Consider the following 19195-nt stretch of genomic DNA (forward strand, 5'->3'; position numbering starts at 1 on the left):
TCACTCCTCCTGAAGAGTGGGAATGCGCTGCAGTTTGGCCTGGCTGCCCTGCGCAGCATCGGCCGGGAAGGATTCAACGGCACCGCCCTTGGAGGAGGCGCGAGCGGCCTTCTCGAAGCGTTTGCGGCGCTTGACCATCGGCGGACAGCGCCGGTCGTCGTGGTAAGTCACCTGGCAGTCCAGGCAGTAGTGACACTCGTTGGCGTTGATGCGGCCGTCGGGATGGATGGCGGCCACTTCGCACTCGTTGGCGCAGATCTGACAGGGGGTGCCGCAGCTGCCGCGGTGGCGCTTGAGCCAGTCGAACAGGCGCAGGCGGGCGGGAATCGCAAGTCCCGCACCCAGCGGGCAGATGTAGCGGCAGTAGGCCTTGTGGGTGAAGGCCGAGATGGCGAGCAGGCCAAGGGCATAGGCCAGGAAGGCCCACTCGCGCTGGAAGCGCATGGTCACGGCGGTCTTGAACGGCTCCACCTCGGCGTAGCGTTCGGCCTGGCCCAGCGAGTGCAGCGAGACCGCGAACAGCGCCAGCAGAATGATGTATTTGATCGCCCACAGCCGCTCATGCAGGGCGAAGGGCACTTCGAACTGAGGCACCCTGAGCTTGCGCGCGGCCTTGTTGATCAGCTCCTGCATGGCGCCGAACGGACACAGCCAGCCGCAGAACACACCGCGGCCCCACATCAGCAGCGTCACCGCCACGAACGACCAGAGGATGAACATCATCGGGTCGATGAGGAACGACTCCCAGCTGAAGCCGTCCATCAGCGAGTGAACGAAGGTCAGGATGTTGACCACCGAGAGCTGGGCGAGTGAGTACCAGCCGATGAATACCACGGTGTAGACCAGGAAGCCGACCCGCAGCGGGTTGAACACCCTTGGGTAGCGCACCAGCACGTCTTGGAACAGCATCACGGCAGTCAGCACGGTCAGGCCTACCCCGAGGATCGCGATCTGGAAGGTGCGGTCGCGCCACACCTGCACCCACAGCGCCTCTTCCACGGGCGCCTCGAAGCGTTCGACATAGGCTTCGGGAATGCTGTAGTGAGCGTTGAAGCGAACGAACTCGGTATCCAGGGCGCCGGTCGCCCGGCGTACCAGCAGGCCCAGCTCCCAGGGCTCGCCGGGATCGAACTGGGCCTCCTCGCGAATGATGAAGATATCGCGCTCGGTCAGCGCCGGGGCACCCTCGATGCCGAGCCGCACGATGCGGCGGTGGTCGCTGTCGTGGAAGGTGATGGCGGTATTGCCCTGGGCCGCCTCGATGCGATCGAAGATGCCGCCGCGCACATAGCCCGAGCCCTTGAAGGAGTAGTCGCCGCGGGCCATCACCCCGATGGCGTGCTCACCCTCGTCGAGGCGCTCCATGAGCTGGTCATAGACCACGTCGCCGAGCAGGTTGCGGCCGGCCGTCGGGGCGTTCAGGTAGGTCAGGTAGAGATCGATGAAGGTGCTGTCGGCCGCCGCACTGCTGGCGTACGCCTCGGCGGGCGTACCGGCGAAGGCCTCGTTGACCTGGCCATGGGTCAGGTGAAGCCGGCGAATGGTGCCGTCACCGACCAGGGTCTCCCAGTTGGCTGGCTCGAACACCTCCTGGCGTACCCTGGCCGGCGGAGTGGCCAGGGGGTCGTCGATCAGGCCCTGCTCGGCGGCCACCCGCCGGGCGGAACGCATGATCGTCTCGGTGAGCACGATCACGGTGACGGTGGCGCCCGAGATGGCGTCCAGGTTTTCACCGACGCGCAGGCGCTCGCTGACGTGATGGGGAACGTGGGCATCGGCGTAGTCGATGAGGCGCTGCTCTGGGATGCCCACCAGCATGATCGGCTCTTCGTGCCCGAGAATGGTGGCCTGAGTGATGCGGGCCTGCGTGTCGATACCCACCAGCATACTGATCGGTTTGCCGGAGTAGGCCGGTATCGGTGCGATGTTATCGGTTTCGAAGGCATACCCTAGCAGGGTGTCGCCGGCGTAGACCGCCTTGGCGGCATGCTCGCCCTCCACTTCCGCCAGTCGCGTGGCGCGGGGGAAACCCGCCTTCACCTGGGACAGCTCGAAGGCCTGCGCGGACGCGCCGAGCAGCATCGACAAGCCGAAGACACAGGCGAGGGCCAGGGAGAGGAACGGGCGGTGCCGGATGGACATGGGCCTTCCTTATCAAGTGCGTGTTCGAGGCCAGGGAAGGGAGTTGCCAAGAACATGCATTTGAAATGTTGCTTATGTGTTGTTGCCCATCATGCCAGTTGACCGCTTGGTTTTAATTGACTTGGGTCATGCCCGGTGTGGCCCAGGTCAAGCCGGAGGGAGTAATCCCAAAGGGTTACGTGTCTTGGAGGCGCGCGATGCGCTGAAGGAGGAGGGCGCAGCGGGGCGCTAGCGCCCCGCTGGATGGTGGGCAGGCCACCGCTGGTCGCGAGTCGCGAAGAGAGTTAGAGCACCGGCTCGAGCATGAAGTCGACGGCAGCCTTCACTTCCTCGTCGCTCAGGTTGGCGTGACCACCCTTGGGTGGCATGGCGCCGATACCGTTGATTGAGTTGGCGTAGAGTTCGTCCATGCCTTTCTCGAGGCGCTCCGCCCAGTGCCCCTCGTTGCCCTTGATGGGCGCGCCGGCGGCTCCGGTCATGTGGCAGGCCATGCAGGCCTGGTTGTAGATCGCCTCGCCGTCGGGCTCGGCCTGGACGGCGGCCGAGAGGGCCAGGGCGGCGACGCCGGTCAGGGTGAGGGTAGCCAGTCGCTTCATGAACATGTCTCCAGAATGCATCTTAAGGCGGTGAAAAAATCGGATGGCGCCGACGCCTCCGATGTCTGGGCCCATGATGGCGCAGGGCCCCATGGGTAGCCATGACCCATGTCATGGCAGAACGCACTTTGAAGCATCGCCGACGCCGCCCGGCAGCGCAAGCCGGGCGGCCGTCAGGAGGCCAGCGGCGGGGTGCTGCCGGCCTTGCTGCCGGTCAGCGGCTCGATTTTCAGCAGCTCGACCAGCTGCGGCTGCTGGGGACCCAGCATGTCGGCCAGGGTGTACTTGTCGAGGACGGCGAGAAAGGCCCGTAGCGCCTCGGCGAGGATCGGCTTGAGCCGGCAGGCCGGGGTGATCTTGCACTCGTTCTTCTCACCGAAGCACTCCACCAACTGCAGGTCGTTCTCAGTATCGCGCACCAGCCTGCCCAGGCGGATCTCCTCGGGGGCCTTCTTGAGCAGCAGGCCGCCGTTCTTGCCGCGAATGGCGGTGATATAACCCTTGTGGCTCAGGTCCTGCACCACCTTCATCAGATGATTGCGGGAGACCTCGAAGCGCCCGGCGATCTCGTGGATGGTGGAGCGCTCCTCCCCCTTCACCGCCAGGTAGATGAGCACGCGCAGGGAGTAGTCGGTAAAGCGGGTCAGATGCATACGAGTGTTGGCACCTATCGGCTTGATATTAGTCAAACTTAATTATGTAATATGCTTCTATTCTATCACTTTTTCTCTCATCGCCGTGAGAGAGCCTGCGCCTGTGGCATCGGGTCGTGTCAGCAGGAAGGTCGCCACGCCGGTGAACAGCAGCCCGGTCAGTGCCAGCACGGCGGGCGCCGCACCGCCGACCCACAGCACCAGCCAGCTCATCAGCAGCAGCACCAGCGCCAGCCGCTTGGCCCGGCGCGGCACCGCGCGCTGCTCCCGCCAGGCGTGCAGGGTGGGGCCCAGGCGCGGATGCGCGTGCAGCCATCGGGCCAGCCGCGGGGAGCCCTTGGGGGCGGCCCAGGCCGCCACCAGCAGGAAGGGCGTGGTGGGCAGCAGCGGCACTACCAGGCCGGCGGTGCCCAGGCCGATGCAGCCATAGGCCAGCCCGCTCCAGGCGATACGCGAGACCGGGTGTGTCATGCAGAACCTCCCCCGTGGCGGCGATGCTCGATAAATAGTATTTTACATGCATGTTAAAGAGTGACGCAAAGCCTTCCGTGAATCGCCCCGGGAGAACCGCTTCCACCGTTCCGGCCTGGCGCTGGCTCTTCCCGCTGGCGGCCCTGCACGCGGCCCTGCTGGTGCCGCTTTCCCTGCTGTCACTCTATCACCTGCAGGAGGTGCCGCTGCTGGCCTCCCCTGCGGCACATGGTCGCGAGCTGCTGTTCGGCTTCGTCCTGGCGGTGATCGCCGGCTACCTGCTCGGGCCGCTGCCGCCGCGCCGGCTGCGGTTGCTGGTCGGGCTGTGGCTGCTGGCTCGCCTGGGCGGCCTGGTCTGGCCGGGCGCGCTGCCGGTGATCCTGGCCGATGCCGGCTTCGTGCTGTTCGTCGCCTGGCACCTGGTGCCGCGCTTCATCGCCGCCAAGAAGTGGCGCAACCGGGTGCTCTCGCCGCTGCTGGGCCTGCTCTGCCTGCTGGCCCTGGTCACCCTGGTCTGGCGCCACCTGGGCGCCATGCCGACCACGGTGCTGGTGATGCATCAGGGGGTGCTGTGGCTGGTGCTGCTGATGGTGTTCATGGGCGGGCGGGTGCTGGCGCCGGCGGTGAACGGCCACCTGATGGCGAACCGGCGCCAGGCCGGGGCGGGGGGGTCGCGCCGCGCCTCGAGGCGGCGCTGATCGTGCTGCTCGGGGTGACGCCGCTGCTGATGCTGTGGCCGCCGCTGAGGCCACTGGCCGCGGGGCTGGTGCTGGCGGCCGGGCTGCTGGTGCTGTGGCGGCTATGGCGCTGGCGGCCCTGGGCCTGCCGCGGGCGACCCGACCTGCTGGGGCTCATGGTGGGCTACGCCTGGCTGGGAGTGGGTCTGCTGCTGCTGCTGCTGGCCCGAGCCTGGTGGCAGCAGCCCCACGCCAGCGCCACCCTGCACGCCTTCACCATCGGGGCGCTCGGCACCCTGGCCTCCGGCATCATGCTGCGCCAGGCGATCCTGCGCGCCAAGGCGCGCCCCGAGGCGGAGACGCTGCTGCTGCCCCTGGCGCTGCTTTTCTCCCTGGCCGCGCTGCTGCGCCTGCTGGCGCTGGATGCCGGGGAGGGGTGGCTGCTGCTGCTGTGGGGCTCTGCCCTCGCCTGGAGCCTGGCCTGGGGGCTCGCCGCCTGGCGGCTGCTCCACTGGTGCCGCCGCACGGTGCGCCGCAGGCTTGATCCAGGTCAGCTACCTCGAGAAGGGTACCGACGCGCCGGACCCTGAATGGCATACTCTGCCCCATACGGCGGCGCCGCGGTGCCGCCACCCGGTTTAAAGAGGCTGTTTCACGATGCAAGACGACCTGCTGTTCGATCGCCCCCTGGTGGAGAAGTACGACCGTCCGGGCCCGCGCTATACCTCCTACCCCACGGCACCCCAGTTCCATGCGGCCTTCGCCGAGGACGACTATCGCGCCGCGGCCGAACGCAGCAACCGGGCCGAGACGCCCAAGTCGCTGTCGGTCTACGTGCATATCCCGTTCTGCAAGAGCCTCTGCTACTACTGCGCCTGCAACAAGATCATCACCCACAACACCGAGCGGGCCGCCGAGTACCTCGAGTGGCTCAAGCAGGAGATCCGCGTGCAGGGCGCGCTGTTCGACGAGTCGCGGCGCATGACCCAGCTGCATCTGGGCGGGGGCACGCCCACCTACCTGAGCAACGCCCAGCTCGGCGAGCTGATGGCGGCGCTGGACGAGGCCTTCCACTTCGCCCCGCCCGCCGAGCGCGAGTTCTCCCTGGAGGTGGACCCGCGCACCGTGACGCCCGAGCAGATCCACGAGCTCCACGACCTGGGCTTCAACCGGCTGAGCTTCGGGGTGCAGGACTTCGATCGTGACGTCCAGGAGGCGGTGAACCGTCTGCAGAGCGAGGAGCAGGTGGTGGAACTGGTCCAGGCGGCCCGCGACGCCGGCTTCCAGTCGGTGAGCGTCGACCTGATCTACGGCCTGCCGCGCCAGACCGTGGCCAGCTTCGATGCCACCCTGACCAAGATCATCGCCCTGCAGCCGGACCGCATCGCCAGCTACAGCTATGCCCACCTGCCCCAGCTGTTCAAGGCCCAGCGGCTGATCCGCCCCGAGGACATGCCGCCGCCGGAGCGCAAGCTGGAGCTGCTCGAGCTGACCATCCGCCGCCTCACCGCCGCCGGCTACGTCTATATCGGCATGGACCACTTCGCCCTGCCCGACGACGAGCTTACCCTGGCCCGCGAGAACGGCACCCTGCAGCGCAACTTCCAGGGCTACTCCACCCACGCCGACTGCGACATGATCGCCCTGGGCATCACCTCCATCGGCAAGGTGGGCGACACCTACAGCCAGAACGTCAAGGAGACCGCCCAGTATCAGCATCGCCTGGAGGAAGGGCGCCTGCCGGTGTTCCGCGGCTACCGCCTCAACGCCGATGACCGCCTGCGCCGCGACGTGATCAACGCCCTGATGTGCCACAACCGCATCGACTTCGCCACCATCGAGGCCGCCCACGGCATCGTCTTCCGCGGCTACTTCGCCGACGCCCTGGCGCAGCTGCAGGAGATGGCCGACGACGGCCTGCTGGCGATCCGTGAGGGTGAGATCGAGGTGCTGCCCGCCGGACGGCTGATGATGCGCAATGCCGCCATGGCCTTCGACGCCTATCTCAAGCCCGAAGAGAACCGCTACTCGCGCACCGTCTGAGCGAGTCGGCGCAGCCGGCCGGCGCGCCGTCTCCCGCCCCTGGCCGCGCCACGCCGCGGCTCTTCCGCTGTCAAATGAAAATGGGTCATGATGTCGCCTCGCCTGCACCAGATATGGGGCTTGCCGAGGCGATATGGTCTATATATGGTAGGCGGGCCGCGGGTGATCGAGGGCTGTCCGGCGACATGATGCATGTCAGTGCAGCCCGGGGAGCAGCGGCCTAGGATGAGCGGTTCGGCGGCCTCGGCCGCGTGGTTATCCTCAGGAGAGCTGTCATGTCCCTGCCGTTGTTGCCTTTACCGTTACAGGCCCTGCCGCGCCTTCCCGCACCCGCCCGCCTGATTCGCGCCGTCGATCCGCGCGTGCCGGTCGGCGTCAAGCGCCGCCTGGTGGAACCGCTGCTCAACCGCACCTTCGCCGAGCCCCTGGCCGAGGGGGAGTTCGACGCCCTGGAGGGGCGCCGCATCACCCTGGCCATCGAGGATCTCGGCGTGGCGCTGACCCTGACCCTCGAGAACGAGCGTCTCAGGGTCTGTACCGAGCCCGGCGAGGCCTCCATCCGCGGCGGCTGGCGCGAGTTCCTCTGCCTGGCCACCCGCCGCGAGGACCCCGACGCCCTGTTCTTCCAGCGCCGGCTGCTGATCGAGGGCGACACCGAGCTCGGCCTGATGGTCAAGAACCTCCTCGACGGTCGCGAGGAGGGGCTGGCCCAGGGGCCCTTCGGTGAACTGCTGGTCCGCCTGGAGCGGCTGGCGAGACGCACGACCTGACCCTTTTCCGATAAACCGACTTTCTTCCGGAGCCATCCGCATGAGCACTTCCACCAAGGCCGTGAAGTCATCCAGCGAGGTCCCCCTGCAGGGGCCGTCCCGCGACATCTGGGACTCCAAGTACCGCCTCAAGGATCGCCACGGCAAGCCCGTGGACAAGGACGTGGGTGCCACCTGGGAGCGGGTGGCCCGGGCCCTGGCCGCGGTGGAGGGTGAACGTGCCGACGAGTGGCTGCCGAAGTTCCGCTGGGCGCTGGAGAACGGTGCCATCCCGGCCGGGCGGATCATGTCCAACGCCGGCGCCGAGGCCTACAAGCCGGCGGTGAGCCTGATCAACTGCACGGTGTCCCGCACCATCCGCGACTCCATGCACGACATCCTCGACTCCGTGGTGGATGCCGGCATGACCCTCAAGGCGGGCTGCGGCATCGGCTACGACTTCTCCACCCTGCGCCACAAGGGCGCCTTCGTGTTCGGTGCCGGGGCCGGCACCAACGGCCCCCTGGCGTTCATGGATATCTACGACAAGATGTGCTTCACGGTGGCCTCCGCCGGCGGGCGCCGCGGCGCCCAGATGGGCACCTTCGACGTCGGCCACCCCGACGTGCGCCAGTTCATCGAGGCCAAGCGCGAGGCGGGCCGCCTGCGCCAGTTCAACCTGAGCCTGCTGATCACCGACGAGTTCATGGAAGCGGTGAAGAACGACACCGACTGGCCGCTGGCCTTCCCGCTGCACGCCGGCGAGAAGGACGACGTCGACGAGAGCGAGCTGCTCTACCGCGACTGGCCGGTGATCGAGGAGGGCTACACCGTCGACGCCGAGGGCCGCGTGGCCTGCCGCATCGTCGAGGTGATCAAGGCGCGCGAGCTGTGGGACACCATCATGCGTTCCACCTACGACTTCGCCGAGCCGGGCTTCATCCTGATCGACCAGGTCAACCGGATGAACAACAACTGGTTCTGCGAGGAGATCCGCGCCACCAACCCCTGCGGCGAGCAGCCGCTGCCCCCGGAGGGCGCCTGCCTGCTGGGCTCGGTCAACCTGACCCGCTTCGTCATCGACCCCTTCGGCAAGAAGCCGCGCTTCGACTGGGAGCGCTACCGCCAGGTGGTGGCGATCTTCACCCGCATGCTCGACAACGTGGTGGAGATCAGCGGCCTGCCGCTTCCCGGCCAGCGCCGCGAGATCGAGGCCAAGCGCCGCCACGGCATGGGCTTCTTGGGCCTGGGCTCCACCCTGACCATGCTCAAGATCCCCTACGGCTCGCCGGAGTCGCTGGCCTTCACCGAGGAGGTGAGCCGCAACCTGGCCGTGGAGGGCTGGAAGCAGGCGCTCGAGCTCTCCCGGGAGAAGGGCATGGCCCCGGCGCTGGCCGAGGACTACGAGATCACCCCGAAGATGATGCGCGAGCGTCCCGAGCTCAAGAAGGACGGCTACGAGGTCGGCGACAAGGTGCCGGGCCGCATCCTGCACGCCCGCTACAGCCGCTACATGCAGAAGGTCGCCGAGGTGGAGCCGGAGCTGGTCGCCCAGCTCGCCGAGCACGGCGCGCGCTTCACCCACCACAGCTCCATCGCCCCGACCGGCACCATCTCGCTGTCGCTGGGCAACAACGCCTCCAACGGCATCGAGCCGTCGTTCTCGCACCGCTACTTCCGCAACGTGATCCAGTCGGGCAAGAAGACCAAGGAGCAGGTGGAGGTGGTCTCCTTCGAGCTGGCGGCCTACCGCCACTTCATCGCCGCCGACGCCGTGGAGAGCGACCTGCCCGACTACTTCATCACCGCCGATGCGGTGAGCCCGAAGCAGCACGTGGCGGTGCAGGCCGCCGCCCAGGCCTGGGTCGACTCCGCCATCTCCAAGACGGTGAACGTGCCCACCGAGTTCGCCTTCGAGGAGTTCAAGGACCTCTACCTGGACGCCTACGCCAGCAAGCTCAAGGGCTGCACCACCTTCCGCTTCAACCCGGAGGCCTTCCAGGGCGTGCTGGTGCGCGAGGACGATCTCAAGAACACCACCTACGTGTTCGAGCTGGAGAACGGCGAGACCATTGAGCTTGCCGGTGACGAGAAGATCATCTACGACGGCGAGGAGCACAACGCGGCCAACCTCTATGATGCGCTGAAGGAAGGCACCTATGGCAAGTGGTAATAACGGCACTTGCCGGATCAGCCCCGAGCGATGGATGCCCAGTGCCACCCAACAACTTTCCGGAGGAGCCTCCTGATGGCCGTCGAGATCACGTCCAAGATCGTTTCCTACAGCGTCAAGAAGGCGGTGGAAGAGCCGCCGCTGCCCGAGGAGAATCCGCTCACGGTGCGCATTCCCTCGCGTCCCGAGGGCACTCTGGAGGCCGTGTCGGAGAAGATCTCCTACGTCGGCGCCGAGGGGCGCAAGAAGGTCTACCTGCTGGTCTCCTTCATGCCCGTTGAGGGCGTGCTGGGCGGCAAGCGGGTGGTGATCGAGCGCCCGGTGGAGTTCTTCTTCCCCTCCGGCCAGCTCTCCAGCGAGCACCAGTGGATCACCGCCACCATGCGCAGCCTGTCGCTGGCCGCCCGCGGCGGCTACGTCACCCAGGCGGTGGCGGACCTGCGCAAGGTGGCCTGGGACAAGGGCCTGGTGCGCTGCGGTATGAACCGCTGGGGCAAGCCGATGTTCCACGACTCCGAGGTGGCGGCCATCGCCTGGTCGATCCAGCAGATCCTCTTCCGCCGCGGCTTCCTCGACCAGGACGGCAACCAGGTGCCGGTGGAGGAGCTGGTGGCCCGCTACGCCCAGCGCCAGGCCAGCGGCCATCTGTGGCAGCCGCCGACCCCGGAGGAGATCGAGCAGGCCGAGCGCAAGGCCCAGGAGGCCGCCCACGCCAAGGCCGACGGCCCCACCGTGGTGGGCCACTGCCCCGAGTGCAACGGCGAGCTGATCATGATGGACGGCTGCCCCACCTGCTACTCCGGCTGCGGCTGGTCCAAGTGCGGCTAACAGTAGTGCGGCTGACGTCAGCGCGCCACGGCTCCTCGCGCTGACGGACCAGCGCAGTACACGCACCGCCCCGGGTCACGAGAGTGGCCCGGGGCGGTGGCGTTTCAGGCGGGGGCTCAGCCGCGCAGCTCGAGGTGCTCGAAGTGGCGCTTCAGTCGCCTGATCAGGGTTTCCAGGGCCTCCCGGGGCGGGGCCTCTTCCACCGGCTCACAGTAGCCGGGGTCGAGGCAGTGTTCCCGCCGTGCCAGCTGGATAGCGTAGCGACGTACGCCGCAGTCGGCCAGGGTCATGGCCAGTCGCTCGAGCTCCTCCAGGGTGAAGTCGCGCCAGTGCACCGTGGTGCGGCACTCGAAGGGGGTGTCGCCCTCCAGCAGCAGCGAGAGGCTGCGCGCGTGGCGCTGCCAGATGCCGGGCCGGCCGCTGATGCGGTCGAAGTCGGCGCCGCGCCCCTTGGTATCCAGCGCCACCCAGTCGAGCCGTGGCAACAGCGCCTCGAGCCGCTCCGGGTAGGGGCCGGCGGTGTGCAGCCCCACCGCCAGGCCCAGGGCTCGGCAGGCGTCGGCGGCGGCCGGCAGGTCGGGGTGCAGGGTGGGCTCGCCGCCGCTGAAGACCACGGCATCGATCTCTCCTGCCCGGGCGGCCAGCAGCGCCTCGATGGCCTGCCACTCGCCCGGGGCAGCCCGGCGCGCCGGCCCCATGCTGCCCGCCGTCTCGCAGTAGCCGCACGCCAGCGGACACCCCTGCAGATAGACCACCGCGGCCCGCCGACCCGGCAGGGCCTGGTCATCCCGGGCGGTGACCCCGGCGATCGGCAGGCGGATCGTCGCCGGGTCGTGCGCCAGGTGGATCGCCGCGGCCCTCATCCCAGGCTCGCTGCTCGGCTATGGTCCATGCCGGGGCGGCCGTGCCAGTAGCCGTCGCAGATCTCGGCATCGACCAGGGCGAGCGGGTCGGGGCCAGAGAGCTCGCCGCGGCGCGACGCGTCGAAGGCGGTGACCACCTCGGCCATGCCCTCGGGGCGGGGGCTCAGGCGGGCGATGCCCACGCCCATCTCGGCCATGGCGGGAAGCTCGTGGCGCAGGTCCTGGCAGGCGCCGGAGAGAGTCTGGATGCCGTTGAGGGTGAAGACCTGGGCGGCCTCCTGGGTGCGCAGGGCCAGGCCTTCCGGGTGCTTCTGGCAGACGAACTGGCAGCGGTCCTTGGGCTTCTGGTAGCGGCGTGCGGTGAAGCAGCGCGACGACCAGGCCAGCGGCAGGTGGCCGTAGGCGAACACCTCGCAGGGCGCCTCGAGGCCCTCGTTGCGACAGTCCGCCAGCAGGCGGGCGAGGTCGTCCTTCGCCATCTCCACCGGGGCCTGCCAGCGCTGCATGCCGGCCCTGGCCAGCACGGAAAGGGTGGCCGGGTTGTAGAGGTTGAGCGCCGCACCGGCGACGAAGGGCAGGCCGGCCGAGGAGAGGCGCTGCAGGGCACTCTGGTCGTTGGCCTCCACCAGGAACTCGCCGTTGTCGCAGAGCTTGCGCAGGTCGCGCAGGTCGGCCTCTGACTCGATCAGCGTCTGGCTTGCGAGCACCACCTGCTTGCCGCTCTGGGCCAGCTCGCGGCCCAGCCCCAGCCAGTCGTCGAGCTTCATGTCCCGGCGCCGCGAGCAGACCGACTCGCCCAGGTGGACGATCTCCACCGGCCAATCGGCGGCCTCGCGGTAGAAGTCGGCGTAGCGCTCGCGGGTCCAGTAGAAGAGCACCGGGCCCAGCGACAGCTGAAGCTTGGGGGTCTCGGACATGGGGCTCTCTCCTATTTCCAGCGGCGCTCGTAGGCGCCCAGGGTGGTGGTGCTGCCTTCGGACACCTCGCCGAGGCCGGTCATCCAGGCGGGCTCGGCGTGGAAGCGGCCGGGGGCTCGCTCGAGACGATCCAGGGCCTGGCGCCAGATGCCGGCCACCTTCGACACATAGGCCGGGCTGCGCTGGCGACCCTCGATCTTCACCGCGCTGATGCCGAGCTCCGCGAGTTCGGGCAAGAGCTCCAGGGTATTGAGGCTGGTGGGCTCCTCGATGGCGTGGTAGGTCTCGCCACCCACCTCGAAGCGCCCCTTGCACAGCGTCGGGTAGCCGGCGTTCTCGCCCTCGCCGTAGCGGTCGATCAGCACGCCGTTCAAGCGCGATTCCAGCCCCTCGGGGGTCTCCTCCCAGCGCACGTGGGCGGCCGGCGAGCAGACCCCGCGGGTGTTGGGGGATTCGCCGGTGAGATACGACGAGAGGTAGCAGCGCCCCTCGGCCATGATGCAGAGGCTGCCGAAGGCGAAGACCTCGAGCTCCACCGGGCTCTGCCTGGCGAGGTCGCGCACCTGGGTGATCGACAGCACCCGGGGCAGCACGGCGCGCTTGATGCCGAACTGGTCGTGGTAGAAGCGCAGGGCCTCATGGCTGGTCGCCGAGCCCTGCACCGAGAGGTGGCGGGCGAGGTCCGGGTGGCGGCGGGCGGCGTAGTCGAGCAGCCCCATGTCGGCCATGATCAGGGCATCGACGCCAAGCTCCGCGGCCTGGTCCACGGCGCGTGTCCACAGCGCCCAGCCGTCCGGCTGCGGGTAGGTGTTGATGGCGCAGAACACCTTCCTGCCGCGGGCGTGGGCGTAGTCGATGCCCTCCCGGGCGCGCTTGTCGGTGAAGTTGAGGCCGGCGAACTGGCGGGCGTTGGTGGTGTTCTGGAAGCCGAAATAGACGGCATCGGCCCCTTCATCCACGGCGCGCTTCAGGGCGGGCAGGTTGCCGGCGGGGCAGACGAGCTCCATGGTGAGCCTCCTGTGGTGGGAATCCCGACCATGCTAGTCGACTATCCCCGGCGGTCTTTTGACGCGGGTCATGGCGACCCCGGGTTGGGTCTGCGGGCGCGCCAGGCGTCGGCACTTTTTCCTGAAACCAGGCGTTCCTGAACGCAAACGGCCCCCGGTATCGGGGGCCGTGGCGGGCGGGCCAGCGTGGCATCGTTCAGCCGGCGCGTTCGAAGAGCAGGTTGTTCTCCAGGTGGATGTGCTGCATCAGGTCGTCGCGGAACTCCCGCAGCCCGGTGTAGAGGGCGCGCCAGGTGGTGCAGGCGCCCTTGGGCGGGGTGATGTTGTCGGTCAGCGCCAGCACCTGCTCGAGGTTCTCGCCGTGGTCGTCATGCTCGTGGCGCATCACCGCGATGGGCCCCTGGGCCTGGGCGCCCATGCCCCGGCGCAGCATCGGGAAGAGGATCTGCTCCTCCTTCTGCATATGGCTCTCCATCTCCTGATGGATGGTGGTGAGCAGGTCGGCCAGGCCGTTGGGGCAGCTGTCGCGCTCACCGTGGACCTGCTCGACGCGCCGCGCCATGCGCACAAGCTCGGGCAGCTGCTGGCGGTGGACGTCGTGGTAGCGGGTCAGGATATGGTCGATCAGCTCGTCGTTGCTGGCCGACTGCCAGTCGCGCTCGTCGCTCGCGCCGGCGGGCAGTGCCTCGAGCTCGGCGACCAGAGCCTCGGGCGCGAGGCCGATGCGCTCGGCGGCCTCGCGCAGGCTGATGCGTCCGCCGCAGCAGAAGTCGATGTTGTGGTCGCGGAATACCCGGGTGGCGCCGGGCAGGGTCAGGGCGGTGCGGCCGACACTCTGTTCGATCAGGTTCATGGTGAGTTCCTCGTGGGGTGGGTAACACACTTCAGTTCAGGTGGCAGACGGCGCCCGGGGCAGCGACGGCGGACTCAGGCGGCGTCGAGGGGGCGCGAGGGGCCGAAGTGCTCGTGGTGGCGGCGCTCGGCCGGCACGCCCAGCTCGGCCAGGGCCCGGTCGACGGCGCTCATGAAACCCTGGGGGCCGACGGTGTAGCAGCGTGCCCCTTCCGGCAGCAGCCGGGCCAGCAGCGCGCGGTCGACGCGGCCCACATGGTCGGCCGCCTCGCCGCGCTCGTGGACGCTCACCGCCTGAAGCCGTTCCGGGTGGGCCTCGGCCAGGGCCGCGACCTCGTCACGGAAGGCGTGATGCTTGGCATCCAGGGCGGCGTGCAGATAGACCACCCGGCGACCCTGGGCCAGCGCCTGGTGGGCCAGGGGCAGCATCGGCGTCTGGCCGACGCCGCCGGAGGCCAGCAGCAGCGGTTCGTCACCCTCGACCAGGGTCAGGTCGCCGGCCGGGGGCAGCAGCTCCAGGGTATCGCCGAGTGCCATGGCGTCATGCAGGTGGCGGCTGGCGCGCCCTTCCGGCTCGCGCTTGACGGAGATCCGGTAGGTGCGGCCGTTGGGCAGCGCCGAGAGGCTGTAGTGGCGATAGAGCGGCTCGCCGTCGAGGGTCAGCCTGACCCCGATGTACTGGCCCGGGGCATGCTCGGCCACCGGGTCGCCGTCCACGGGCGCCAGCACGAAGGAGCGGATCACGGCGCTCTCCTGGCGGATCTCGGCGATGCGGAAGGTGCGGGTACCGCGCCAGCCGCCGGGTCGCTGCTCGAACGTCCGATAACGGTGGGCCTCCAGCTCGATCAGCAGGCCGGCCAGCTCCTCGTAGACACCGCTCCAGGCGGCGGCGATCTCCGGTGTCACGGCGTCACCGAGCACCTCGCCGATGGCGGTCATCAGGCACTCGCCGACGATGGGGTAGTGCTCGGGGCGGATGTCCAGGGAGACGTGCTTGCTGACCACCGTGGCCAGGGTCTCGCGCACCTTCTCGCGATCACGGCGTAGCTGCACATAGGCCAGCACGGCACCGGCCAGGGCCCTCGGCTGCCCGCCGTCGGCCTGGTGGGCCTCGTTGAATAGCGGCTTCACTTCGGGGTAGCGGTCGAACATCAGCGGATAGAAGCGTTGGGTGATGGCGTCGAGATGCTCGGCGACGGTGGGGGCGGTGGCTGCGATTAGGGCTTCCTGGGCAGGGGTCAGCATGGCTGGCTCCTCTTCTAGTCGTTCGTCGGGGGGTGTTTTTTAAGATGCATATAAAATACCTCTTAGTGGGGGCGCTGTCATGGGGCGAATTGTCGCCCCCCCGACGCATCCCTCACAGGCCGATGCGGTGGGCCCGGTGGGTGAAGAAGATCCCGCTGGGGGACTCCGCCGGCAGGCGGGCCAGCTCCTCGAAGGTACGGGTGTCGTAGACCACCACGTGGCCGCTGTCCCGGGCGGAGATCCAGATGTGCTCGCCGCGGGGGGTGAACTCCTTGTGCAGGATCGACTCGCCGGGGGAGAGCGTCTCGATCACCTCGTGGGTGCGGGTGTCGATCACCTGGACGCGGTCGTTGTCGGGGTGGGCGAAGGTGACCCACACCTGCTGCTCGTCGGGGCGGCTCATCACGAAGATCGGCTGGCCGTGCACCTCGATGCGCTGGGTCAGGGACCAGTCGCGGGTATCGGCGACCAGCACTTCGTTGCGGCCCACGGCGGGGAAGAAGGCCTGGTCGCCGGCCATGGCCCAGCCCTCCAGGTGGGGCATCTTGTAGACCGGCAGGCGCTCCTCGCCGCGACCGTAGTCGGGCAGGATGCGCTGCACGCCCTTCTCCGGGTGCCACAGGTCGAGCAGCGCCATGCCGTCCTCGCCGAACAGCCCGGCAATGTAGTAGCGCCCGTTGGCGGTGATCAGGGCGTCGTAGGGCATGCTTCCGATGTCCCGGTAGCGGGTCACCTCGTGCTCCTCGGTGGACATGTCCAGGGTCCAGATCTCCCCGGCCTCGAAGAGGCTGAACACGAACATGTTGCCCGGCACGTCCACTACGCCCACCACCTTGGCCTGGTCGGTGGTGCCGTCGGCCTTCTCGTAGGTGGCCGGCACGTCGACCACCAGCTCCATGGTCTCGACGTCGAACACCTTCACGCCGCCCGGCTCGTAGTTGCCCACCGCCACGAAGCGGCCGTCCTGGGAGATGGCGCCGCCGATGCTGTTGCCGCCCTGGATGATGCGCCCGTCTATCTCGCCGGTGAGCAGGTCGAGCCGGGTCAGGCCGCCGTCGCGGCCGAAGACGAAGGCGTGGCGGGCGTCGCGGGTGAACTTCACCGAGGCGTGGGAGAGGTCGCCGAAGCCCTCGATGTTCCTGAGTACCCGCTTGTGGGTGGTGTCGACCAGCGCCACGCTGCCGGTGGCGCGCTCGATCACCACGCCCAGGTCGCCGGTGCCGCGCAGCTCCACGGCGGGTTCGGCCAGGGCGGGGCCAGCGGCCAGCAGCGACAGGGCGCCGGCGGCGAGCAGGGTCTTGAAGGGGCGGTGCAACGGCATGGCGGTCTCCTCGGGGGATCAGTCGTCCAGGGTCTTCAGGCGGTTGTCGGTCTGCAGGTGCTCGGCGATCCAGCGCGCCTCCTCCTCGCTGAGCAGCGCCTTCCAGCCGGGCATGGCGGTGCCGGGGATGCCGTGGCGGATGATGTGCGTCAGCGCCTCGGGGCTCAGGGTCTGCATGCGGTCGCGGGGCAGGGCGGGGCCGAGGCCGCCGCGCAGGGTCATACCGTGGCAGGAGCCGCAGTCCTGGTAGAGCAGGGTCTCCAGGCGCTCGGGGTTCAGGGCGTCGGCGTCCCGGCTCTCCGCCTGGACCACCTGGGGCAGCAGCCAGGCCAGGCCGAGTAACAGCAGGGGAAGGGCTCTCTTGGGCATATCGGGGCTCGCAGGAGGTGGCTGACGGATACCCGAGTCTCGCCGTCCGGGCGGCGCTCTGCGTTGATGAATATCAAGCCGCGGCGCCGTTGCGAAGGGGATCGGGTCATAAAAGGGCATTCCGCATGCCTCTTTTGACTTGCGTCAACCACCGCGGAGTTCTCCGCTTGCGGGGTTCGGGCTGCAGGTAAGATGCTCGAGAAAGGCATCTTAAAAGCGCCACGAGGAGCGCCCCATGGTCACACTCGCCCCCCTGGACCGCCAACTGATCGACGCCTACCAGCGAGGCCTGCCGGTCTGCGAGCGGCCCTTCGCCGCCATGGCGGCGCGCCTGGGCAGCAGCGAGGCGGAGGTGCTCGAGCGCCTGGCACGCCTGGCGGATCTCGAGGTGCTCAGCCGAGTGGGGCCGGTGTTCGACCACGCCCGGGCCGGCGCCAGCCTGCTGGCCGCGGTGGCGGCGCCCGGGCCCTCGCGCGATGCCGTGGCGGAGGCGATCAACCGCGCCCCCGGCGTCAACCACAACTACCTGCGCGAGCACGATTTCAACCTCTGGTTCGTGATGACCGCGCCGGACGAGGCGGTCCTCGAGGCCCGCCTCGATGCCCTGGAGGCGGAGCTCGAGCGCGAGATCCTGCGCCTGCCCATGCTCGAGGGGTTCCATATCGACCTCGGCTTCCCGATCCCCTGGCATGAACTGGAGGCGCCATGAACGCCCGACAGCCGGCTCCCGCCTGCGCAGAGCCCCTCGCCGAGCGCCGCCTGCGCGCCCTGGTCGAGCAGGGGCTGCCGCTGGTGCCGCGCCCCTGGCAGGCGCTGGCCGAGCAGTGCGGCCTGAGCGAAGCGCAGGTGATGGCCTGCGTGCGTCGCTGGCAGGCCGAGGGGCTGGTCAAGCGCCTCGGCCTGGTGGTGCGTCACCGCGCCCTGGGCATCACCGCCAACGCCATGGTGGTGTGGGACGTGCCCGACGCCGAGGTGGCCGAGCTCGGCCGACGCCTGGCCGCCGAGCCCGTCGTCACCCTCTGCTACCGCCGGCCGCGGCGCCTGCCCGACTGGCCCTACAACCTGTTCTGCATGATCCACGGCACCCGCCGCGAGCGCGTGCTGGCCGCCCTCGACGAGATCGTCGAGCGCCAGGCGCTGCAGGCCATCCCCCACCGCGTGCTGTTCAGCCTCAAGGCCTACCGCCAGCACGGCGGCCGCTATACCGCCGAGGAGCGCCCATGACCGCCATGCCCGCCACCGCTACACACCAGCCCGCCGCTGCTGCACGCCAGCCCGCCGCCGCTGCACGCCAGCCCGCCGCCGCGGGGCCGGCCGCCGAGCTGGACGCCGCCGATCGGCGCCTGATCAACCGCCTGCAGGATGGCCTGCCGCTGGTGGCGGCGCCCTATGCCGCCGTGGCCGCGGAGCTCGACCTCTCCGAGGGCGAGCTGCTCTACCGCCTGGAGCGGCTGCTGGAGGCGGGGGTGCTCAGCCGCTTCGGCCCCATGTACCACGCCGAGCGCCTCGGCGGCGGCCTGACCCTGGCCGCCCTGGCGGTCCCGGAGCCGGACTTCGAGGCGGTCGTGGAGGCGGTCAACGCCTTTCCCGAGGTGGCTCACAACTACCGCCGCGAGCACGCGCTCAACATGTGGTTCGTGCTGGCCACCGAGACGCCGGAGCGCATCCAGGAAGTGATCGACGAGATCGAGGCCGCGACCGGCCTGCCCGTCTTCAACATGCCCAAGCAGGAGGAATTCCATGTCCGTCTCCACCTGCCCGTCTGAGTCATCCTCGCTGCTCGACGCCACCGATCGCGCCATCGTGCTGGCCACCCGGGCCGGCCTGCCCCTGGTGCCCGACCCCTGGGGCGCGGTGGGCCGGCCGCTGGGGCTCGGCGCCGAAGAGGTTCGGGCTCGCCTGGCTCGCATGCAGGAGGTGGGCATCGTGCGCCGCGTCGCGGCGGTGCCCAACCATTACCGGCTCGGCTACGTGGCCAACGGCATGACGGTGTGGGACGTGGACGACGCCCAGATCGACCGCCTCGGCCGCGAGGTGGCGACCCTGCCCGGGGTCAGCCACTGCTACCGCCGCCCGCGCCACCTTCCCGACTGGCCCTACAACCTCTTTGCCATGCTTCACGGCCACACCCGGGAGGAGGTCGAGCGCCAGGCCGAGGCGCTGCGCGCGCTGCTCGGCGAGGCCTGCCGAGACCACCGCATCCTCTACAGCTCCCGCATTCTCAAGAAGACCGGCCTGCGACTGGCCGGCCGACCCGGTGCCGGGCGAAAGCCCGAGCCCAGGAGGTAA

At 69.0% G+C, this 19195-nt stretch carries 21 protein-coding genes; 10 read left to right on the plus strand and 11 right to left on the minus strand.

Translation table 11 applies throughout. The features are described 5' to 3' along the window. The 4 genes from nosR to B6N23_RS10410 all read right to left on the minus strand — a co-directional run bounded on the left by nosR (position 1) and on the right by B6N23_RS10410 (position 3862). Positions 1-2142: a transcriptional regulator NosR gene (gene nosR, locus B6N23_RS10395; RefSeq protein WP_305498550.1), complete on the minus strand. Its 2142-nt coding sequence runs from the start codon at positions 2140-2142 to the stop codon at positions 1-3. A 284-nt stretch (positions 2143-2426) separates the two neighbouring features. Next, positions 2427-2738 carry a c-type cytochrome gene (locus tag B6N23_RS10400; RefSeq protein WP_305498551.1) on the minus strand — a complete coding sequence of 104 codons (312 nt, stop codon included), beginning with the start codon at positions 2736-2738 and terminating at the stop codon, positions 2427-2429. A gap of 173 nt (positions 2739-2911) precedes the next feature. Continuing rightward, positions 2912-3391: an Rrf2 family transcriptional regulator gene (locus B6N23_RS10405; protein ID WP_305498553.1), complete on the minus strand. Its 480-nt coding sequence runs from the start codon at positions 3389-3391 to the stop codon at positions 2912-2914. Between the two features lie 57 nt (positions 3392-3448). Beyond that, entirely contained in the window at positions 3449-3862 is a 414-nt protein-coding gene (locus B6N23_RS10410; protein ID WP_305498555.1) for a YbaN family protein, read from the minus strand. A gap of 77 nt (positions 3863-3939) precedes the next feature. Between B6N23_RS10410 and B6N23_RS10415 the strand changes: the two genes are divergently transcribed. The 6 genes from B6N23_RS10415 (at position 3940) to B6N23_RS10440 (ending at position 10332) form a co-directional block, all read left to right on the plus strand. Further along, positions 3940-4560, plus strand: coding sequence for an NnrS family protein (locus B6N23_RS10415; protein WP_305498556.1), 621 nt, complete (start codon positions 3940-3942; stop codon positions 4558-4560). Between the two features lie 2 nt (positions 4561-4562). Then, positions 4563-5129 (plus strand): NnrS family protein, encoded by a 567-nt coding sequence (locus B6N23_RS10420; RefSeq protein ID WP_305498557.1) that lies wholly within the window; start codon positions 4563-4565, stop codon positions 5127-5129. 67 nt (positions 5130-5196) lie between these two features. Further along, entirely contained in the window at positions 5197-6582 is a 1386-nt protein-coding gene (gene hemN / locus B6N23_RS10425; protein ID WP_305498560.1) for an oxygen-independent coproporphyrinogen III oxidase, read from the plus strand. Between the two features lie 275 nt (positions 6583-6857). Continuing rightward, positions 6858-7352: a ubiquinone anaerobic biosynthesis accessory factor UbiT gene (gene ubiT, locus B6N23_RS10430; RefSeq protein ID WP_119021251.1), complete on the plus strand. Its 495-nt coding sequence runs from the start codon at positions 6858-6860 to the stop codon at positions 7350-7352. Positions 7353-7392: 40 nt separating this feature from the next. Further along, a complete protein-coding gene (locus B6N23_RS10435) occupies positions 7393-9504 on the plus strand; it encodes an adenosylcobalamin-dependent ribonucleoside-diphosphate reductase (RefSeq protein ID WP_302139862.1) in 2112 nt (703 codons plus the stop codon). A gap of 75 nt (positions 9505-9579) precedes the next feature. Beyond that, positions 9580-10332 (plus strand): ribonucleoside-diphosphate reductase, encoded by a 753-nt coding sequence (locus tag B6N23_RS10440; RefSeq protein WP_302139861.1) that lies wholly within the window; start codon positions 9580-9582, stop codon positions 10330-10332. A 116-nt stretch (positions 10333-10448) separates the two neighbouring features. On the opposite strand, the gene B6N23_RS10445 is transcribed toward B6N23_RS10440, so the two are convergent. The 7 genes from B6N23_RS10445 to B6N23_RS10475 all read right to left on the minus strand — a co-directional run bounded on the left by B6N23_RS10445 (position 10449) and on the right by B6N23_RS10475 (position 16906). Further along, positions 10449-11195, minus strand: coding sequence for an anaerobic ribonucleoside-triphosphate reductase activating protein (locus B6N23_RS10445; protein ID WP_305498572.1), 747 nt, complete (start codon positions 11193-11195; stop codon positions 10449-10451). Then, positions 11192-12112, minus strand: a complete 921-nt coding sequence (locus B6N23_RS10450) for a U32 family peptidase (RefSeq protein ID WP_305498574.1) — start codon at positions 12110-12112, stop codon at positions 11192-11194. Before B6N23_RS10450 ends, B6N23_RS10445 begins: the two co-directional genes overlap by 4 nt. Positions 12113-12123: 11 nt before the next feature. Next, complete coding sequence (ubiU, locus tag B6N23_RS10455; RefSeq protein ID WP_305498576.1) at positions 12124-13119, minus strand: ubiquinone anaerobic biosynthesis protein UbiU; 996 nt, start codon at positions 13117-13119, stop codon at positions 12124-12126. A 196-nt stretch (positions 13120-13315) separates the two neighbouring features. Next, complete coding sequence (gene ytfE, locus B6N23_RS10460; protein WP_305498578.1) at positions 13316-13972, minus strand: iron-sulfur cluster repair protein YtfE; 657 nt, start codon at positions 13970-13972, stop codon at positions 13316-13318. A 74-nt stretch (positions 13973-14046) separates the two neighbouring features. Continuing rightward, positions 14047-15216: a globin domain-containing protein gene (locus B6N23_RS10465; RefSeq protein WP_305498580.1), complete on the minus strand. Its 1170-nt coding sequence runs from the start codon at positions 15214-15216 to the stop codon at positions 14047-14049. 112 nt (positions 15217-15328) lie between these two features. Beyond that, positions 15329-16537 (minus strand): cytochrome D1 domain-containing protein, encoded by a 1209-nt coding sequence (locus B6N23_RS10470; RefSeq protein ID WP_305498583.1) that lies wholly within the window; start codon positions 16535-16537, stop codon positions 15329-15331. Positions 16538-16555: 18 nt separating this feature from the next. Then, a complete protein-coding gene (locus B6N23_RS10475) occupies positions 16556-16906 on the minus strand; it encodes a c-type cytochrome (RefSeq protein WP_302139846.1) in 351 nt (116 codons plus the stop codon). 235 nt (positions 16907-17141) lie between these two features. On the opposite strand from B6N23_RS10475, the gene B6N23_RS10480 reads away from it, so the two are divergent. The 4 genes from B6N23_RS10480 to ahbB (B6N23_RS10495) are packed head-to-tail and all read left to right on the plus strand — an operon-like array spanning position 17142 to position 19195. Beyond that, a complete protein-coding gene (locus tag B6N23_RS10480) occupies positions 17142-17615 on the plus strand; it encodes an Lrp/AsnC family transcriptional regulator (protein WP_119021265.1) in 474 nt (157 codons plus the stop codon). Then, the gene (ahbB, locus tag B6N23_RS10485; RefSeq protein WP_305498587.1) at positions 17612-18130 is read left to right on the plus strand and encodes a siroheme decarboxylase subunit beta; all 519 of its coding nucleotides are present in this window, start codon (positions 17612-17614) and stop codon (positions 18128-18130) included. Before B6N23_RS10480 ends, ahbB (B6N23_RS10485) begins: the two co-directional genes overlap by 4 nt. Then, on the plus strand, positions 18127-18672 hold the full coding sequence (locus B6N23_RS10490; protein WP_305498590.1) for an AsnC family transcriptional regulator: 546 nt from the start codon (positions 18127-18129) through the stop codon (positions 18670-18672). The genes ahbB (B6N23_RS10485) and B6N23_RS10490 overlap by 4 nt, the downstream gene beginning before the upstream one ends. Further along, a complete protein-coding gene (ahbB, locus tag B6N23_RS10495; protein ID WP_305498592.1) occupies positions 18647-19195 on the plus strand; it encodes a siroheme decarboxylase subunit beta in 549 nt (182 codons plus the stop codon). Before B6N23_RS10490 ends, ahbB (B6N23_RS10495) begins: the two co-directional genes overlap by 26 nt.

Source organism: Halomonas alkalicola, from assembly GCF_030704205.1.
GTDB classification, from domain to species: Bacteria; Pseudomonadota; Gammaproteobacteria; order Pseudomonadales; family Halomonadaceae; genus Halomonas; species Halomonas alkalicola.

What these genes read in the sequence shown, in the direction of transcription:
- B6N23_RS10490 (WP_305498590.1), top strand. Translation starts at nt 18,127, where the DNA reads ATGACCGCCATGCCCGCCACCGCTACACACCAGCCCGCCGCTGCTGCA.
- ytfE (WP_305498578.1), bottom strand. Translation starts at nt 13,972, where the DNA reads ATGAACCTGATCGAACAGAGTGTCGGCCGCACCGCCCTGACCCTGCCC.
- B6N23_RS10480 (WP_119021265.1), top strand. Translation starts at nt 17,142, where the DNA reads ATGGTCACACTCGCCCCCCTGGACCGCCAACTGATCGACGCCTACCAG.
- B6N23_RS10475 (WP_302139846.1), bottom strand. Translation starts at nt 16,906, where the DNA reads ATGCCCAAGAGAGCCCTTCCCCTGCTGTTACTCGGCCTGGCCTGGCTG.
- B6N23_RS10435 (WP_302139862.1), top strand. Translation starts at nt 7,393, where the DNA reads ATGAGCACTTCCACCAAGGCCGTGAAGTCATCCAGCGAGGTCCCCCTG.
- hemN (WP_305498560.1), top strand. Translation starts at nt 5,197, where the DNA reads ATGCAAGACGACCTGCTGTTCGATCGCCCCCTGGTGGAGAAGTACGAC.
- ubiU (WP_305498576.1), bottom strand. Translation starts at nt 13,119, where the DNA reads ATGGAGCTCGTCTGCCCCGCCGGCAACCTGCCCGCCCTGAAGCGCGCC.
- ubiT (WP_119021251.1), top strand. Translation starts at nt 6,858, where the DNA reads ATGTCCCTGCCGTTGTTGCCTTTACCGTTACAGGCCCTGCCGCGCCTT.
- B6N23_RS10400 (WP_305498551.1), bottom strand. Translation starts at nt 2,738, where the DNA reads ATGAAGCGACTGGCTACCCTCACCCTGACCGGCGTCGCCGCCCTGGCC.
- B6N23_RS10465 (WP_305498580.1), bottom strand. Translation starts at nt 15,216, where the DNA reads ATGCTGACCCCTGCCCAGGAAGCCCTAATCGCAGCCACCGCCCCCACC.
- B6N23_RS10405 (WP_305498553.1), bottom strand. Translation starts at nt 3,391, where the DNA reads ATGCATCTGACCCGCTTTACCGACTACTCCCTGCGCGTGCTCATCTAC.
- B6N23_RS10470 (WP_305498583.1), bottom strand. Translation starts at nt 16,537, where the DNA reads ATGCCGTTGCACCGCCCCTTCAAGACCCTGCTCGCCGCCGGCGCCCTG.
- ahbB (WP_305498592.1), top strand. Translation starts at nt 18,647, where the DNA reads ATGTCCGTCTCCACCTGCCCGTCTGAGTCATCCTCGCTGCTCGACGCC.
- B6N23_RS10450 (WP_305498574.1), bottom strand. Translation starts at nt 12,112, where the DNA reads ATGTCCGAGACCCCCAAGCTTCAGCTGTCGCTGGGCCCGGTGCTCTTC.
- B6N23_RS10440 (WP_302139861.1), top strand. Translation starts at nt 9,580, where the DNA reads ATGGCCGTCGAGATCACGTCCAAGATCGTTTCCTACAGCGTCAAGAAG.
- nosR (WP_305498550.1), bottom strand. Translation starts at nt 2,142, where the DNA reads ATGTCCATCCGGCACCGCCCGTTCCTCTCCCTGGCCCTCGCCTGTGTC.
- B6N23_RS10445 (WP_305498572.1), bottom strand. Translation starts at nt 11,195, where the DNA reads ATGAGGGCCGCGGCGATCCACCTGGCGCACGACCCGGCGACGATCCGC.
- B6N23_RS10410 (WP_305498555.1), bottom strand. Translation starts at nt 3,862, where the DNA reads ATGACACACCCGGTCTCGCGTATCGCCTGGAGCGGGCTGGCCTATGGC.
- ahbB (WP_305498587.1), top strand. Translation starts at nt 17,612, where the DNA reads ATGAACGCCCGACAGCCGGCTCCCGCCTGCGCAGAGCCCCTCGCCGAG.